At 64.0% G+C, this 15179-nt stretch carries 13 protein-coding genes and 1 pseudogene; 7 read left to right on the top strand and 7 right to left on the bottom strand.

Annotation, left to right across the window (positions count from 1 at the left end):
• Positions 1-38: 38 nt before the first annotated feature.
• The 3 genes and pseudogenes from MMB74_RS12475 to MMB74_RS12465 all read right to left on the bottom strand — a co-directional run.
• The gene (locus tag MMB74_RS12475) at positions 39-1025 is read right to left on the bottom strand and encodes a GlxA family transcriptional regulator (RefSeq protein ID WP_277428927.1); all 987 of its coding nucleotides are present in this window, start codon (positions 1023-1025) and stop codon (positions 39-41) included.
• Between the two features lie 16 nt (positions 1026-1041).
• The gene (gene choW / locus MMB74_RS12470; RefSeq protein ID WP_277428926.1) at positions 1042-1950 is read right to left on the bottom strand and encodes a choline ABC transporter permease subunit; all 909 of its coding nucleotides are present in this window, start codon (positions 1948-1950) and stop codon (positions 1042-1044) included.
• A pseudogene (locus MMB74_RS12465) lies at positions 1943-3223 on the bottom strand (glycine betaine/L-proline ABC transporter ATP-binding protein); the annotation flags it as partial. The pseudogene MMB74_RS12465 and the gene choW, both read right to left, overlap by 8 nt.
• A gap of 235 nt (positions 3224-3458) precedes the next feature.
• On the opposite strand from MMB74_RS12465, the gene MMB74_RS12460 reads away from it, so the two are divergent.
• The 4 genes from MMB74_RS12460 to MMB74_RS12445 all read left to right on the top strand — a co-directional run bounded on the left by MMB74_RS12460 (position 3459) and on the right by MMB74_RS12445 (position 6499).
• Positions 3459-4355, top strand: a complete 897-nt coding sequence (locus tag MMB74_RS12460; RefSeq protein ID WP_277428925.1) for a TorF family putative porin — start codon at positions 3459-3461, stop codon at positions 4353-4355.
• Positions 4356-4468: 113 nt separating this feature from the next.
• The gene (locus tag MMB74_RS12455) at positions 4469-5269 is read left to right on the top strand and encodes a CDP-diacylglycerol diphosphatase (RefSeq protein WP_277428924.1); all 801 of its coding nucleotides are present in this window, start codon (positions 4469-4471) and stop codon (positions 5267-5269) included.
• Positions 5270-5465: 196 nt separating this feature from the next.
• Entirely contained in the window at positions 5466-5999 is a 534-nt protein-coding gene (locus tag MMB74_RS12450) for a hypothetical protein (RefSeq protein WP_277428923.1), read from the top strand.
• Complete coding sequence (locus MMB74_RS12445; RefSeq protein ID WP_277428922.1) at positions 5996-6499, top strand: hypothetical protein; 504 nt, start codon at positions 5996-5998, stop codon at positions 6497-6499. Before MMB74_RS12450 ends, MMB74_RS12445 begins: the two co-directional genes overlap by 4 nt.
• 290 nt (positions 6500-6789) lie before the next feature.
• Here MMB74_RS12445 and MMB74_RS12440 read toward each other — a convergent pair whose 3' ends face one another.
• From MMB74_RS12440 to MMB74_RS12425, 4 genes are all read right to left on the bottom strand, one after another.
• Positions 6790-8796 (bottom strand): acetyl/propionyl/methylcrotonyl-CoA carboxylase subunit alpha, encoded by a 2007-nt coding sequence (locus MMB74_RS12440; RefSeq protein WP_277428921.1) that lies wholly within the window; start codon positions 8794-8796, stop codon positions 6790-6792.
• 36 nt (positions 8797-8832) lie between these two features.
• The gene (locus tag MMB74_RS12435; protein ID WP_277428920.1) at positions 8833-9621 is read right to left on the bottom strand and encodes an enoyl-CoA hydratase/isomerase family protein; all 789 of its coding nucleotides are present in this window, start codon (positions 9619-9621) and stop codon (positions 8833-8835) included.
• A gap of 77 nt (positions 9622-9698) precedes the next feature.
• Positions 9699-11306 (bottom strand): carboxyl transferase domain-containing protein, encoded by a 1608-nt coding sequence (locus tag MMB74_RS12430; protein ID WP_277428919.1) that lies wholly within the window; start codon positions 11304-11306, stop codon positions 9699-9701.
• Positions 11307-11360: 54 nt separating this feature from the next.
• Positions 11361-12542 (bottom strand): isovaleryl-CoA dehydrogenase, encoded by a 1182-nt coding sequence (locus MMB74_RS12425; RefSeq protein WP_277428918.1) that lies wholly within the window; start codon positions 12540-12542, stop codon positions 11361-11363.
• Between the two features lie 203 nt (positions 12543-12745).
• On the opposite strand from MMB74_RS12425, the gene MMB74_RS12420 reads away from it, so the two are divergent.
• From MMB74_RS12420 to MMB74_RS12410, 3 genes are all read left to right on the top strand, one after another.
• A complete protein-coding gene (locus tag MMB74_RS12420) occupies positions 12746-13555 on the top strand; it encodes a TetR/AcrR family transcriptional regulator (RefSeq protein WP_277428917.1) in 810 nt (269 codons plus the stop codon).
• A 127-nt stretch (positions 13556-13682) separates the two neighbouring features.
• Positions 13683-14693 (top strand): DUF2891 domain-containing protein, encoded by a 1011-nt coding sequence (locus MMB74_RS12415; RefSeq protein WP_277428916.1) that lies wholly within the window; start codon positions 13683-13685, stop codon positions 14691-14693.
• Between the two features lie 179 nt (positions 14694-14872).
• The gene (locus MMB74_RS12410) at positions 14873-15169 is read left to right on the top strand and encodes a hypothetical protein (RefSeq protein ID WP_277428915.1); all 297 of its coding nucleotides are present in this window, start codon (positions 14873-14875) and stop codon (positions 15167-15169) included.
• Positions 15170-15179: the final 10 nt, after the last annotated feature.

Genomic DNA, 15179 nt, shown 5'->3' with positions numbered 1-15179 from the left:
ACCGCAAAGACAAGAATGCCTAAACCATCGCAGCAGCATCAATGCGCCTGCCGGCGCTCCCGGCTTGGCGCATAGCCGAACTGAGCTCGATAGGCTTTGCTGAAATGACAGGGTGATTGAAAGCCGCAAACCGAGGTGACGCGTGCGATCGACGTATCGGTCGTTCTGAGCAGGTCGCGCGCGCGCCGTAGCCTCAGCGAAAGGTAGTAATGCGTTGGCGATACATCGAGGTACACCTTGAACATGCGCTGAAGGTGGCGCTGCGAGAGCCGTACGAGACGCGCCAGTTCCTCGAGCGACAGCGGCTCTTCAATGTTGGCCTCCATGAGCCGTACGACTTCGATCAATTCGGCTCGCGAAAAACCGATGCGCGCATCGACCGGAATCGGCTGATGGTCGGAAGCGCTGCGGATTCGCTCGAGAATGAACTGGGCCGAAACCTGTGCCGCGAGATTGCGGCCGCACCGCTCGCCCACGAGGTGCAACATCAAATCGAGCGGCGCCGTGCCGCCCGTGCAGGTCAAACGGTCTCGATCGATGACGAAGAGTTCGTCGGAGAATTTCACGCGAGGAAATTCCGCGTGCAACGCGGACATGTCCTCCCAATGCACGGTGCAGCGATAGTCGTCCAGCAAGCCGGCGCTCATGAGCGCATAAGCGCCCGTGCACAGGGCACCGAGCGGCACGCCGCGCGCGCCGAGATCGGCGAGCAGCGCCTTCACGCGCGTATCGACCGCACTGCGAATTTGCGTGCCCCCGCAGACGATCAGGACGTCGGGCACGCCGACTTCCTCGAGGGTGCGCGTGGGCGTGACCGTTACGCCGTTGCTAGCGCGCACCGGCACGCCGTCGGTCGAGATGACCGACCAACGATAGTGCGAGGCGCGGCCGACATAGTTCGTCATCCTCAGGACTTCGACGGCGCTCGTGAACGCGATCATCGAAAAGTTCGGCAGCGTCAGAAACCCGAAATGCACGGGTGCGAACTGAGCCGCTTCAGGCTGCATCACGGTGGCGGGCGTCATGCTGGCCTCGCTCGCGTCAGCTTTGCGTCGCGGGCTGCTGGGCGCCGCCGCGCAGCCGCATCACACTGCGCAACCCTTTGAAGCGCGGCGCGTTCGCCATCCCGGGCGTGCGGCCGAAGCTTTCGGTAATGCGATCGAGAATGATCGCCAGCAAGACGACGGACAAACCGCTCTCGAACCCGAGACCGATGTCCAGCCGTTGAATACTGGCCAGCACGTCGTTGCCCAAACCGCCTGCGCCAACCATCGACGCAATGATCACCATCGAGAGCGCCATCATGATCGTCTGATTGACGCCCTGCATGATCGAAGGCAACGCGTTCGGAAACTGCACCTTGTAGAGCAGTTGCAATGGCGTGCAACCGAACGCCTGCCCCGCCTCGACGATTTCGCGATTGACATGGCGAATCCCGAGGCTCGTCAAACGCACCGCAGGCGGCATCGCGAAGATCACCGTCGACAAGATGCCGGGAACGCGGCCGAGGCCGAACAGCATCGCTGCCGGAATCAGATAGACGAACGCCGGCATGGTTTGCATCAGATCGAGAATCGGCCTCACGACGAGGGCGACATGCTTGTCCTTGGCCGTCCAAATGCCGAGAGGAATGCCGAATACAAGGCTGATCAGCGTCGACGATAGCGTCAACCCGAGCGTGATGACCGTCTGATCCCAGAACCCCGTCGCGTAAATCAACAGCAACGACAGCGTGGTGAAGAACGCGAAGCGCCAGCCGACTCGCCACAACCCTATGGCGATAAAGAACGCCATCAGCGCCCACATCGGGATGATTTGCAAGCTATGTTCGACGAGAGCGGCGAAGGCTTCGATCCCGCGCCCGATCGCGTCGAACGTGCGGCTGTCGTGATCGAGCAGATAGTGAACGGATTGGTCGACCCAAGTGCCGAGCGGAATGAGTTCAGACATGGGAGCCTCGCGTGCGGGTGATGGCTTGAAGGACGACGGCGCGATCGACCGAGCCGCAATAGCAGCCGTCGTCGTCGACGACGGGCAGAGGGCGCGCGTTCGCTACGACGCGCGAAACGACCTGGTCGAGCGGCGCGTTACGCGCGATCGACTCGACCTGGGTGAGTTCAGGGCTGCTCGCGCCTAACGCCTCGCGCGTGACGAAGCCGCGAAATTTGCGCTGTGCATCGAGCACGAATGCGTAATCGGCGCTGCCGTTCAACGACGCCGCGATGCCGGCGGCATTGAACTGCCTGACGAGCGGCACGGCATCGGTCTGCATCAAGTCGCCCGCCGTCAGATAGCGGCTCGTGTCGACGCCCTCGAAAAAGGCACGCACGTAATCGTTCGCAGGGCGGCCGATGATTTCCTGCGGCGTGCCAAGTTGCACGAGGCAACCGCCTTCCATGATCGCGATGCGGTTGCCGATGCGCAGCGCCTCTTCCAAATCGTGCGAGACGAACAGAATCGTGCGGCGCTGCTCTTTTTGCAGTTGCAGCAACACGTTCTGCATTTCCTTGCGCTTGAGCGGATCGAGCGCCGAGAAGGCTTCGTCCATGATCATCAGCGACGGGTTCACGGCGAGGGCGCGAGCCAGACCGACGCGCTGTTGCATGCCGCCCGACAGCTCGGCCGGCAGCTTATGGGCGAATGGCGCTAGCCCGACTTGCTCGAGCACCGTCATCGCGCGCGCTTCGCGCGCCTTGCGCGAGAGCCCGGCCACTTCGAGCCCGAACGCCGCGTTCGACAGCACGGTGCGCTGCGGCATGAGCGCGAACGACTGAAACACCATGCTCATGTCCGTTCGACGCAGCGCGGTGAGCTCGCGGCGCCGCGCCGATGCGATGTCGCGTCCGTCGATCAGCACCTGACCCGCGGTCGGATCGACGAGCCGATTGATCAGGCGAATCAGCGTCGACTTGCCGGAGCCGGACAGCCCCATGAGGACGAAGATTTCGCCCTCGGGCACATCGAACGAAACGTTATGCACGCCGACGATCTGGCCTGATCGCGCGAAGATTTCATCCTTCGTCGCGCCGGCCGCCAGCATCTCGAGCGCTTGCTTGGGGTTCGTGCCGAATACCTTGCAGAGCCCCTGCACCCTTACCTTCGGTGAACTCATCTCTTCCGTCTCCTTGCGGCAGGCCGACGCCTGCACAGTCTGCCTACATGGTTGCGAGAAAAATCCCCGGGCGGCCGACGAATTCCGACGCACGCTTGCGAAAATGCGACACGGGCGTCGTCCCGCAGCTGCCTTTGTCCCCCGCCGAGCGCCGAAGCATAAGGCCGCGCGCCACAAATGCAAACCGCGCACGCGATCGGCATGTCGCGAAAGCACAAATTTCCGTCCAAAAACGCCACGGCACGGCGTATATCGGCTGGCAATACTCAGCCAACCGGATCCGCACCCGATAAGCATCCGAGAGAGCTGACCGGCCATACCGATTACAACGACGACGGAGCGCATCATGACTCACTCGAAAACGAAGTCACGCCTGAAATCCGCCGCAGTCAGCGGCGCGGCGCTTTTGGCCGGATCTCTGTATGCGCACAATACGCTCGCGCAGACGGCCGAGCCGAGCGCTGCCAGTGCGCCGGCCGCAACGGCTGCGAGCGCGCAGCCGGCGGCCCCGGCAGCGCCCGCCGCTTCGCCGTTCACCGCCAACGTCACGCTTGCGTCGCAATACGTCTCGCGCGGTTTCCGGCAGACGTGGGGCAAACCGGCGATTCAAGGCGGGTTCGACTACACGCATTCGAGCGGACTGTTCGCCGGAACGTGGCTCTCGAGCGTCAGCAGCAAGTTCATCGAAGGGGGTAGCGTCGAGTGGGATTTGTACGGCGGATACGGCGGCGCGCTCGGCGATCTGTCGTACACGGGCACGCTTTACTACTATGTGTACCCCGGCGCGCGCATGTCGGCAAGCAACACGAGCTACAACTATGGCGAGTTCGTCGCGGCGTTGACCTACAAATGGTTCACGGCGAAGTATTGGCTGACCTATACGCCGAATTACTTCGGCTATGACAGTCAATCGCTCGGGATAGGTAGCGGCAAGGGCAGCCGAGGCTCCGGCTACCTCGACTTGAACACGAACGTCGATCTGACGCACGGCTTCTCCCTGCTCTTGCATTACGGCTGGCAGCGCGTGCAGAACTTCTCGGCATACAACTGGCAAGACGCGAAGGTTGCCGTATCGAAGACGTTCGACGGCGGCTGGACCTTGACGGGCGCGGTGACCAAGGGCTGGGGCGCAACCAACGCCTACGATCACTACACCACGGGCGCGCCCGATTCGTCGGGCAACATCGCCGTGTCGAACCCGTTGCAAACGACGTTCTTCGCGACGCTCACGAAGGTATTCTGATGGCTGCCGCCTTCGGCGGCAGCGCACGGACGGCGCTGCGCAGTTTGGCGTCGTCCGCCTGGCTTACGTGACACAATGGCCGCGTCTCGTCATCCGCACCTACGCGACAGGCCATGTTCAACTCGATTCGCCGCCGCGCTCTAGCGCTAGCCGCTTGCGCCGCCCTCATCGCATCCGGATGCTCGGTGCTGGCGGCAGCCGATCCCAACGCACTCTGGCAAATCGTCAGCTTCGACTGCGTGCCCGCCGCGCGCACGACGGGCAAGCCCGGCATCTGCGCGACGGTCGATCTTCCTCGTCGCTTCGCCATCTTGCGCGATCGACAGGGCGTGGCGCAGCATCTGTTGATCCCGACCGATCGGATTTCCGGCATTGAAAGCCCTGGCCTGCTTGCCCCCGACGCACCGAATTATTGGGCCGATGCATGGGGCGCGCGCAGTTTCGTCGAAGCCAGCCTGAAGAAAGCGCGACGCGCTCCGCTCGCCGATGACGAAATCGGACTCGAAATCAATTCGGCGATGCGGCGCTCGCAAGAGCAGTTGCACATCCATATCGACTGCATGCGCTCCGATGCGGTATCGGCGCTGGCCGCGCATCGCAGCGATCCGCCGCGCGCGTGGGCTCCGCTCACGATCGACGGCGCCCGCTACCGCGTGATGCGCATGCCGGGCCCCGCCTTCGACTTCAATCCTTTCGACATCGTGGCCGGCGGCACGACGAGTCCGGCCGCGATGGCCGGGCAAACGATTCTCGTCACCGGCGCAGGCCCTTCGGCCGAGCAGGCGGGATGGTTGATCGTCAACAGCAGCATCGATGCGGATGCCGGAACGGGCTCGGCCGAAGCCCTGCTGGATCATCGATGCGCGAATGCACGCCTAAATCCCCCTTCCGCTCAATCGCGAACATCCTCGTAGCGGTTCGCTCATACTGCAACTTTGCAATTTTTTGCAATTTTCGAATGCCCTTTTTTAATCCATTGCTGCAAAATGCCGCGGCGTCGCGCGCGCCGCGGCGCCTCATGAGGCGCTGAAACGCTCGCCAAGCGCAAGGCGTGCTTCATGCTGTCAGTTCGTAATAAAGCAAAGGGCTATGGATAAAAAGGCAGCGGATATGCAAAAGACAATGCGCCGGTTCGCGGCCGCCGCGCTCGTCGCAGCGGCCATCGCCGATTTGAGCGGCTGCAGTTCCATGTACACGGAAAGCGCCTCGGCTGGCGCCGGTATCGCCGGCGCAGCCGTCGCATCGAAAGTCACCCGCAACGCGGCGGTGGCGACCGGTATCGGTCTTGGCGCAGTCGCCGCCGCCAAAGCAGGCGTGCAGTACACGGAACGGATAGTGCACCGCGACACGCAAAATACGATCGCGGCAGCTGCCGGGCCGTTGGCCGTAGGCGCGGTCGCGCCGTGGGCGAGCCGGCATAGCGTCCCGCTCGATCCCGACGAGCACGGCCGCGTCACGGTTAGCCGCACGATCAGCACGGGGGCGTTGGACTGCAAGGAAATCGTGTTCTCCGTCGATCGCGCTGCGACCAAGAACGACGCGGCGTCGAGCGCGTTTTACGTCGCCTCGGTTTGCCGCGACGGCAATACGTGGAAGTGGGCGTCGGCCGAGCCTGCCACCGAACGATGGGGCGCCTTGCAATGAGAGAGCGCGCGATTCTCGTCGCGCTCGCGTGCATCGGCGCGGGCGCCCTCGTGAGCGGCTGCGCGTCGATCGGCGCGGCGAGCGGTGCGGTAGCGGGCATAGCGACGGGCGCGGTCACGGCCAACCCCGCGGTCGGCATCGGTGTGGGTATCGCGGTGCAATCGGCCACCGACGAAGCGGTGAATCGCTATATGCGCGCCATGCATCGCGACCAGCAAGATGCCATTGCCGCGCTAGTCGGGCAAACGCCGGTTGGCGCCGCGCAACCGTGGCGCGTCGAACACACGCTCCCGATCGAAAACGGTCACGGCGAAGTGCGCGTGACGCGCGAAATCGACAGCGCGCTGGCCACGTGCAAGGAGTTTGCGTTCTCGTTCGTGGACGGCAACAAGCCCGATTCGAAGGTGTACTGGTTCACCGCCAGCGCTTGCAAGCAGGGAGCCCAATGGAAGTGGGCCTCGGCCGAGCCGGCGGTGGAGCGCTGGGGCACGCTGCAGTAACGGGCTTTTTTCGTTCCGCGTCGCGAATCTCGAGCGTTTATTCGTGTCAGGAATAAACGCGTTTTATGCCTGTGGAGAATATTTTCGCTGATCGCCCGCGGCTGCGTGTCACGGGTGGCCTACGCGAGGCCGCGCAACGCCTTCACGCAATGAAGGCCAAACGCATCGCCTAACGAGGCGGGGCGATTGCAGTTGTCCCGTTTCGTCTTCGCCTTCCGCGGCTTCGTCTCCCCGCGCGAGCACCTCACCGCCGCGACACTCATGCCGGCGGCGTCGCCCAGCCGACCGCCCTACTGCGCCTCCATGACGAGCAACTGCGCACCGTCTGCCACTTGGTCGCCCACCCCGTAGAGCACTTCGGCAACCTTGCCCGCGGCGGGCGCACCGATCGTATGCTCCATCTTCATCGCCTCCATCACGATCAGCGGCGCGCCTTTCTCCACCACGGCGCCCGGCTCGACGAGCACGGCAATCACCTTCCCCGGCATCGGCGCGGTCAAGCGCCCTTCGCCATGCTCGGCATCGGCCGCATGGGCCAGCAAGTTCTGCCACTCGAACGCCAGCGCCGCGCCGTGGCAAAACACGTGAAACACGTCGCCGTCGATGAACACGCGCCCAGTGATGCGCTGCTCGCCCAGACGCGCTCCGAATGCATGCGGCTCGCTGCCGCGCCACCAATCGAACGCGTCGCGCTGGCCGTCGTGCTCCAACTCGCGCACCTCGCCCTCGCGCGTGTAAGCGACCTTGAAAGCGGCGTCGTTTTCCACGTCGCGCCATTCGATCGTTTGAAGGTAACGGCCGTTCAGGCGCCAATGCGATAGCGCATCCCACGGCGACGCGCCATGTGCGACGCCCCCCTCGCGCGTGAGCAGTGCCGCGCACGCCAATGCCATGGCAGCCTTGAACGGCCGCTCCACCGGTGCGAACAAAGCATCGTAATGACGCTCGATCAGGCCCGTATCGAGATCTGCCGTCGCAAACGGCTTGCTTTGCACGATGCGCTGCAAGAACGCCACGTTGGTTTGCGGGCCTACCGCCTCGCAAGCCTGCAACGCGCGGGTCAAGCGCGCGAGCGCTTCGTCGCGATCGGCCCCGTGCACGATCAGTTTGGCGATCATCGGATCGTAAAACGGTGTGATCGTATCGCCTTCGCGCACGCCGCTATCGATCCGCACCGGCGCTCGCTCGGGCGCGCCGATCGCGAACTCGACGCTCTGCGGCATGCGCAGATACTTGAGCGTGCCCGTCGATGGCAAGAACCCGCGCGCCGGATTCTCGGCGTACACGCGCGCTTCGATCGCATGGCCGTCGATGCGCAATTGTTCTTGCGCGAGCGGCAGCGGCTCGCCGGCGGCCACGCGCAGTTGCCATTCGACGAGATCCTGCCCCGTGATCATTTCGGTGACCGGATGCTCCACCTGCAGCCGCGTATTCATCTCCATGAAATAGAACGCGCTGTCGGTCATGATGAATTCGACCGTGCCCGCGCCGACATAGGAGACCGCCTGCGCCGCCGCCACCGCGGCTTCGCCCATCGCGCGTCGCACGCGGTCGGAGAGCCCGGGCGCAGGCGCTTCCTCGAGGACTTTTTGATGGCGCCGCTGCACCGAGCAATCGCGATCGAACAAGTAAACCGCGCCGCCGTGCCGATCGGCGAACACTTGCACTTCGACGTGACGCGGACGCGTCAAATACTTTTCGATGAGCACGCGATCGTTGCCGAAGCTGCTTGCCGCCTCACGCTTGCACGATGCCAGCGCGGCAGCGAAGTCTTCCCGCTTCTCGACCACGCGCATGCCCTTGCCTCCGCCCCCGGCGCTCGCCTTGAGCAACACCGGGTAGCCGATGGCATCGGCTTCGCGCTGCAGCAACTCGGCATCTTGCTCGTCGCCGTGATAGCCCGGCACGAGCGGCACGTCCGCTGCGTGCATCAGCGCTTTGGCCGCCGCCTTCGACCCCATCGCCGCGATGGCCGACACCGGCGGCCCGATGAAAACGAGCCCGGCCGCCTCGCACGCTTGCGCAAATGCTTCGTTCTCCGAAAGGAATCCGTAGCCCGGATGAACGGCCTGTGCGCCCGTGCGCAATGCTGCATCGATGATGCGCTCGATGCGCAGATAGCTCTCGCTCGCCGCCGCACCGCCGATATGGACCGCTTCGTCGCATGCCGCCACGTGCTTCGCATTGGCGTCCGCATCGGAATAGACGGCGACGCTCGCAATCCCGAGCCGCTTGCACGTCGCGGCCACGCGGCAGGCGATCTCGCCGCGATTCGCAATCAAAATCTTGTTGAACATGGAGTGTCTCGCAGTGAAGCGGCTATGGGATGGCGGTCAGTGCGCTGCCCACGCGGGCGCGCGCTTTTCGAGGAACGACGCGACGCCTTCGCGCCCCTCCTCGCTCGCGCGGATTCGCGCGATGCGGCGGGCGGTATCGTCGATCAAGGTTTCGTCCAACACGCGGCCGGCGACGTCTTGCACCAGGCGCTTGGATTCGCGCACCGCCTGCGGGCCATTCGCGCACAGCGCAGCCGTGATCTTTCCGATGCGGGTATCGAGCGCATCGGCGGCGACCACTTCATGCACGAGCCCGAGCCTTAGCGCCGTCGCGGCGTCGAACGGCTCGGCCGTCGTGAAATAGCGGCGCGAGGCGCGCTCGCCCAGCGCACGAATGACGTACGGCGCGATCGTCGCCGCAATGAGGCCGAGCCGCGCTTCGGAGAGGCAAAAGCGCGCCGAGTCCACGGCGACGACGATGTCGCTCGCCGCGACGAGACCGACGCCGCCTGCGAAGGCATCGCCCGACACACGCGCGACGACCGGCTTCGAGACACGGTAGATGGCCGACAACATATCGGCGAGACGGCGCGCGTCGACCCGATTTTCCTCGTCGGAGAACGTGGCCATCTTCTTCATCCAGTTCAGATCGGCCCCTGCGCAAAACGCCGGGCCGTTGGCCGCGAGCACGATCGCACGCACGTCGTCGCGCGCATCGAGTCGACGGAACGCATCGGTCAACTCGGCGATCGTCGTCTCGTTGAACGCATTGCGAACGTCGGGGCGATTGAGCGTCACCGTCGCCACATGGGCCGCAAATCGAACTTCCAACATGCTGTACTGCATTGAGCGTCTCCTTGCCTTGGGCTAGGTTGCGTTCGCCCCGAATCCAAGCTTGCGAACGCGCCTTGCCCGCATCACCATCACATTCTGAACACGCCGAAGCGCGTCTCCTCGATGGGCGCGTTCATCGCCGCCGAGAGCCCGAGGCCCAACACATCGCGCGTTTGCGCCGGATCGATCACGCCGTCGTCCCACAACCGCGCGCTCGCGTAGTACGGATGCCCTTGATGCTCGTATTGCTCGCGAATCGGGCGCTTGAACGCTTCTTCCTCGTCGGGGCTCCACGTGCCGCCTTTCGCTTCGATCCCGTCGCGCTTAACCGTGGCGAGGACCGAAGCGGCCTGCTCGCCGCCCATCACCGAGATGCGCGCGTTCGGCCACATCCATAGGAAGCGCGGCGAATAAGCACGGCCGCACATGCCGTAATTCCCCGCACCGAACGAGCCGCCGATGATGACCGTAAACTTGGGCACCTTGGCAGTCGCAACGGCGGTCACCATCTTCGCCCCATTTCTCGCGATCCCTTCGTTCTCGTACTTGCGGCCCACCATGAAACCCGTGATGTTTTGCAGGAACACGAGCGGGATCTTGCGCTGGCAGCAAAGCTCGATGAAGTGCGCGCCCTTGAGCGCTGATTCGGAGAACAAGATGCCGTTGTTGGCGATGATGCCGACGGGGTGGCCCCAGATATGCGCAAAGCCGGTGACGAGCGTCGTGCCGTAACGCGCCTTGAATTCGTCGAACTCGGAATCGTCGACGATGCGGGCGATCACTTCGCGCACGTCGAACGGCTTGCGCGTATCGACGGGAATCACGCCGTAAAGGCTTTGGGCATCGTAGCGCGGCGGCTTCGGCGCGCGCAGGGCAAGCGCGGGCTGCTTCGTCAAGTTGAGCTTGCCGACGATGCCGCGTGCGAGCGCCAACGCGTGCGCATCGTTCTGCGCGAGATGATCGACCACACCCGACAAACGCGTGTGGACATCGCCCCCGCCGAGATCCTCGGCGCTCACTTCCTCGCCCGTGGCCGCTTTGACGAGCGGCGGGCCGCCCAGAAAGATCGTGCCTTGATTCTTGACGATGATCGATTCGTCGCTCATCGCGGGCACATAGGCACCGCCCGCCGTGCACGAGCCCATCACGACGGCGATCTGCGCAATGCCCGCGGCCGACATGTTCGCTTGATTGAAAAAGATGCGGCCGAAATGATCGCGATCGGGAAACACCTCGTCTTGATTGGGCAGGTTCGCGCCGCCCGAATCGACGAGATAGACGCACGGCAGCCGGTTTTCGAATGCGATTTCCTGCGCGCGCACGTGCTTCTTGACGGTGATCGGATAGTAAGTTCCGCCCTTGACCGTCGCATCGTTGCAGACGATCACGCATTCTTGTCCCGCGATGCGGCCGATCCCCGTGATGACGCCCGCGCCCGGCGCCGCATCGTGATACATGCCGAACGCGGCCAGTTGCGAGAACTCGAGAAACGGCGTGCCGGGATCGAGCAACTGCGCGATTCGATCGCGCGGCAGCAGCTTGCCGCGCGAGACGTGCTTGTCGCGCGCGGCCTGGCCGCCGCCCATCGCGACATGCGCGACCTTCGCGCGCAGATCGGCGACGAGCGCCTCCAGTGCGGCGGCATTCGCTCGAAACTCGTCCGAGCGTGGGTTCAACTTGCTTTCGATGATCGGCATAAGCTCGGTGCTCCGTCTCGCAGCTTGTAACTCAAAGGTGGATCGAGAGCGGCGTCAAACCGTCTCGGCGAACAGCTCGCGGCCGATCAGCATGCGGCGGATTTCGCTCGTGCCCGCGCCGATTTCGTAGAGCTTCGCATCGCGCCACAACCGGCCGACAGGGTATTCGTTGATGTAGCCGTTGCCGCCGAGAATCTGGATGGCTTCGCCGGCCATCCACGTGGCTTTCTCCGCCGTATAGAGAATGACGCCCGCGCAATCCTTGCGCACTTGCCGCACGTGTTCCTTACCGAGCGTGTCGAGCTGGCGGCCCACCGCGTACAGATAAGCGCGGCATGCTTGCAACGTGGTGTAGAGATCGGCGACCTTGCCTTGGATCAGTTGAAATTCGCCAATCGCCTGGCCGAACTGCTTGCGGTCGTGAATGTAGGGCACGACGGCGTCCATGCAGGCGAGCATGATGCCGGTCGGGCCGCCGGCGAGCACGGCGCGCTCGTAGTCGAGGCCGCTCATGAGCACCTTCACGCCGCCGTGCAGGCTGCCGAGGATGTTTTCCTCCGGCACTTCCACGTCTTCGAACACGAGCTCGCCCGTATGCGAGCCGCGCATGCCGAGCTTGTCGAGCTTTTGCGCGACCGAGAAGCCCTTCATTCCTTTCTCGGCGATGAAAGCCGTGATGCCGCGCGGGCCGGCTTCGACGTCCGTCTTCGCATAGACCACGAGCGTGTCGCAATCGGGCCCGTTCGTGATCCACATCTTGGTGCCGTTCAATACGTACCGATCGCCGCGCTTATCGGCGCGCAGCTTCATGCTGACGACGTCCGAACCGGCGTTGGGCTCGCTCATCGCCAGCGCGCCGACGTGCTCGCCCGACACGAGCTTGGGCAAGTATTTGCTCTTTTGCGCCGGGGTGCCGTTGCGGTGGATTTGATTGACGCAGAGGTTCGAGTGCGCGCCGTACGACAAACCGACCGACGCCGATGCGCGCGAAATCTCTTCCATCGCCACCATGTGCGCCGTATAGCCCATGTTCGCGCCGCCGTACTCCTCCGAAACGGTCATGCCGAGCACGCCGAGTTCGCCGAACTTGCGCCACAGGTCCATCGGGAATTGATCGGTGCGGTCGATCTCGGCCGCGCGGGGGGCGATTTCCTTCGCAGCGAAATGGGCGAGCGTATCGCGCAGCATGTCGATGTCTTCGCCGAGCGCGAATTGCAAACCAGGCACATTGCTCATGGATGTCTCCTCGAATTCCGATTGGGGCCGGACCGGCCCGCGAGCGGCAAGCGCGCTCGATCACCGCGCATTTCACGCCACATTTACGTAAGCGTCAACAATTTTTTTGAGGAATACTCATTTTCCCATATACCCACATGCCGTGCGCCAACACAGGTGCTACTATCCTATGCACCATCCGCGCCGATCCGCCAAAGTTGAATATGACTCAAGCCGTTGAAGAACCGAAGGCCGAAGCAAGCGGCGCCCGTCGCCAGCCGGCCGGACGCAAGTCGCAGCAACGCGTAAAGGACATTCTTCGGGCCGGGCGCGAAGTGTTCTCGGAAAAAGGCTACGAGCGCGCGACAACGGCCGAGATCGCCCAACGGCTCGGCGTGTCGGAGGCGACCGTCTTCAGCTACTTTCGCGGCAAACGCGAACTGTGCGCGCGCGTGATCGCCGATTGGTACGACGAAATCATCGCCGCCATCGAGACCGGGCTGCCGCGAGAGAGCGGCCCGCGCCAACAATTCGCCTTCATCGTTCGCACCCATCTGCGCTTGATGCTCGTGCACGGCACCGGCATGTGCTCGCTCGTGTTGTCGGAAGGCCGCGCGAAACATCACGAATTGAGCGCCGAACTGACGGCGTTGCAACGCCGTTATACGGCTCCGCTCATGCGGGTGCTCGCGCAGGCGCAGCAAGCGGGACAGATTCGCACCGATGTGCCGCTGCGCTTGATGCGCTCGATGGTGTTCGGCCCGATGGAGCACGTGCTGTGGGACGCAACGCTGGGGCAGCGCACCCCCGACATCGACGCCACGGCAGAACGCCTCGTCGATGTGCTCTGGACCGCGCTGCAGCCGCCCGCGCCGGCCGTTGCGTCGCTGCTGCGCCTCAAGGACGACTTGAGCGAGGCGATGCGTCGCTACGAAGCGGCCCCCCAGTTCGAACGCGACGAGCGCGACGAATCCGAGGCATCGGTCGCGGCTAACGGCAAGCGCCAAACGCGACGGGTCAAAACGGGCGATTGAAACGGCGGTGCGGCTGCCGCCATCGTCGAGTTCCCAGCGCCCCCCGAATCGTTCTCGCCCATGGCTTGCCGAAGCTTTTGCGCCGGACTATCGTTAGCGCACTCCATCCGATCGACTTCCCGCCTCGATGACGACTCGACTCACGCCCGCGATTGCCGCCAAATTCGCCGCCCTCGCACTGGCCCATCTCACCCGCGAATACCCGAACAAGCTCACGCACTCGCTCGCCGGCCCGCAAGACGTGCGATCGCCGCGTGAACTTCATCCGATTTTCTACGGCAGCTACGACTGGCACTCATGCGTGCATGGCTATTGGTTGCTGTTGCGTCTGCTGGACCGATATCCCGGCTTGCCGCAAGCGCCGCAGATTCGCGCCGTCGTGGACGCGCATTTCACGCCAGCCAATGTGGCGGGCGAACTCGCTTACTTGAGTCTGCCTCACAATAGTGGGTTCGAACGGCCGTATGGCTGGGGCTGGTTGCTCGCGCTCGCCGGTCAACTCGATGCCATGCGCTCCACCGAAGCCACGCGATGGGCCGCGACGCTTGCGCCGCTGACGGGCTGGTTCATCGAGCGCTTCACGGAGTTTTTGCCCAAGGCGACTTATCCGCTGCGCGTCGGGACGCATTTCAACACCGCGTTTGCGCTTGCGCTCGCGCTCGATTTCGCGCGCGAAACGGGCAGAACGTCGTTCGGCGCGCTGATCGAAGCCACTGCCCGGCGCTGGTACGAGCATGATGTCGACTGCCAAGCATGGGAGCCGAGCGGCGACGAATTCCTCTCGCCGACGCTCATGGAAGCCGAATTGATGCGGCGCGTATTGCCGCTCGACGCATTCTTCGTCTGGTTCGATCGGTTCCTGCCGCGTCTTTCGCAGCGGCAACCGGCAACCTTGTTCACGCCGGCCACCGTCACCGATCGCACCGACGGCAAGATCGCACATCTGGACGGCCTGAACTTGAGCCGCGCGTGGTGCCAGCGTTCGATCGCAGCGGCCCTGCCCGAAGGCGACGCGCGCAAGCTTGCATTAGAGCAAGCAGCGCAAACGCATCTGAATACGGCGCTCGCTCACGTCGCCGGCGATTACATGGGCGAGCACTGGCTTGCAACTTTTGCTTTGCTTGCACTCGAAGCCTGACCGCCCCCGTCGCGCCTTCTCCGTGTCGGGCCGGCGCCGTGCATTTTTAAGCTTTTTTTAAGCATCGCTGCCTAGATTTCATGCGCATCGGCGTGCGGCGACGGGCGAGTCGATCGCGCGCCGCACACCGTTGCTGCCGCGAAGGCAGCTACGCTTTCTCACGACGATGAGGTCCAGCCATGTCTCATCCACTAATCGCATCGCTGAGCATCGCCTGCGTGGCCGGCATGCTTCCGCTCGCCGCTCAGGCAACCGACGATACCGCGCTGTCCGCTCCGAACCCGCTGCTTTCAGCGACGCAACTCGCGACCGGCAACTTCACGGTGCTGCACGTCAAGTCCGGCGCGACGAATTCCGGCGCGCGCATGGCGCCGCTTATCTACGGGCCCGACTTCGTGCCCAAGTGGCAACTGCGCCCGGGCATGCCTCGCACGGGTGCATCGAAACTGCAAGGCGAACGGTTCCGCTTTCGCTGAAGACCGAGGC

The organism is Trinickia sp. Y13 (assembly GCF_029522115.1).
Classification (GTDB): Bacteria; Pseudomonadota; Gammaproteobacteria; order Burkholderiales; family Burkholderiaceae; genus Trinickia.
Note: the sequence above shows the minus strand (reverse complement) of the source record. Positions and strands in the feature narration are given on the sequence as shown.

Bases quoted from the DNA above. Each gene is read 5' to 3' on its own strand.
- MMB74_RS12445 (WP_277428922.1), top strand. From the start codon at position 5,996: ATGAGAGAGCGCGCGATTCTCGTCGCGCTCGCGTGCATCGGCGCGGGC.
- MMB74_RS12435 (WP_277428920.1), bottom strand. From the start codon at position 9,621: ATGCAGTACAGCATGTTGGAAGTTCGATTTGCGGCCCATGTGGCGACG.
- MMB74_RS12415 (WP_277428916.1), top strand. From the start codon at position 13,683: ATGACGACTCGACTCACGCCCGCGATTGCCGCCAAATTCGCCGCCCTC.
- MMB74_RS12460 (WP_277428925.1), top strand. From the start codon at position 3,459: ATGACTCACTCGAAAACGAAGTCACGCCTGAAATCCGCCGCAGTCAGC.
- choW (WP_277428926.1), bottom strand. From the start codon at position 1,950: ATGTCTGAACTCATTCCGCTCGGCACTTGGGTCGACCAATCCGTTCAC.
- MMB74_RS12410 (WP_277428915.1), top strand. From the start codon at position 14,873: ATGTCTCATCCACTAATCGCATCGCTGAGCATCGCCTGCGTGGCCGGC.
- MMB74_RS12420 (WP_277428917.1), top strand. From the start codon at position 12,746: ATGACTCAAGCCGTTGAAGAACCGAAGGCCGAAGCAAGCGGCGCCCGT.
- MMB74_RS12425 (WP_277428918.1), bottom strand. From the start codon at position 12,542: ATGAGCAATGTGCCTGGTTTGCAATTCGCGCTCGGCGAAGACATCGAC.
- MMB74_RS12430 (WP_277428919.1), bottom strand. From the start codon at position 11,306: ATGCCGATCATCGAAAGCAAGTTGAACCCACGCTCGGACGAGTTTCGA.
- MMB74_RS12450 (WP_277428923.1), top strand. From the start codon at position 5,466: ATGCAAAAGACAATGCGCCGGTTCGCGGCCGCCGCGCTCGTCGCAGCG.
- MMB74_RS12440 (WP_277428921.1), bottom strand. From the start codon at position 8,796: ATGTTCAACAAGATTTTGATTGCGAATCGCGGCGAGATCGCCTGCCGC.
- MMB74_RS12455 (WP_277428924.1), top strand. From the start codon at position 4,469: ATGTTCAACTCGATTCGCCGCCGCGCTCTAGCGCTAGCCGCTTGCGCC.
- MMB74_RS12475 (WP_277428927.1), bottom strand. From the start codon at position 1,025: ATGACGCCCGCCACCGTGATGCAGCCTGAAGCGGCTCAGTTCGCACCC.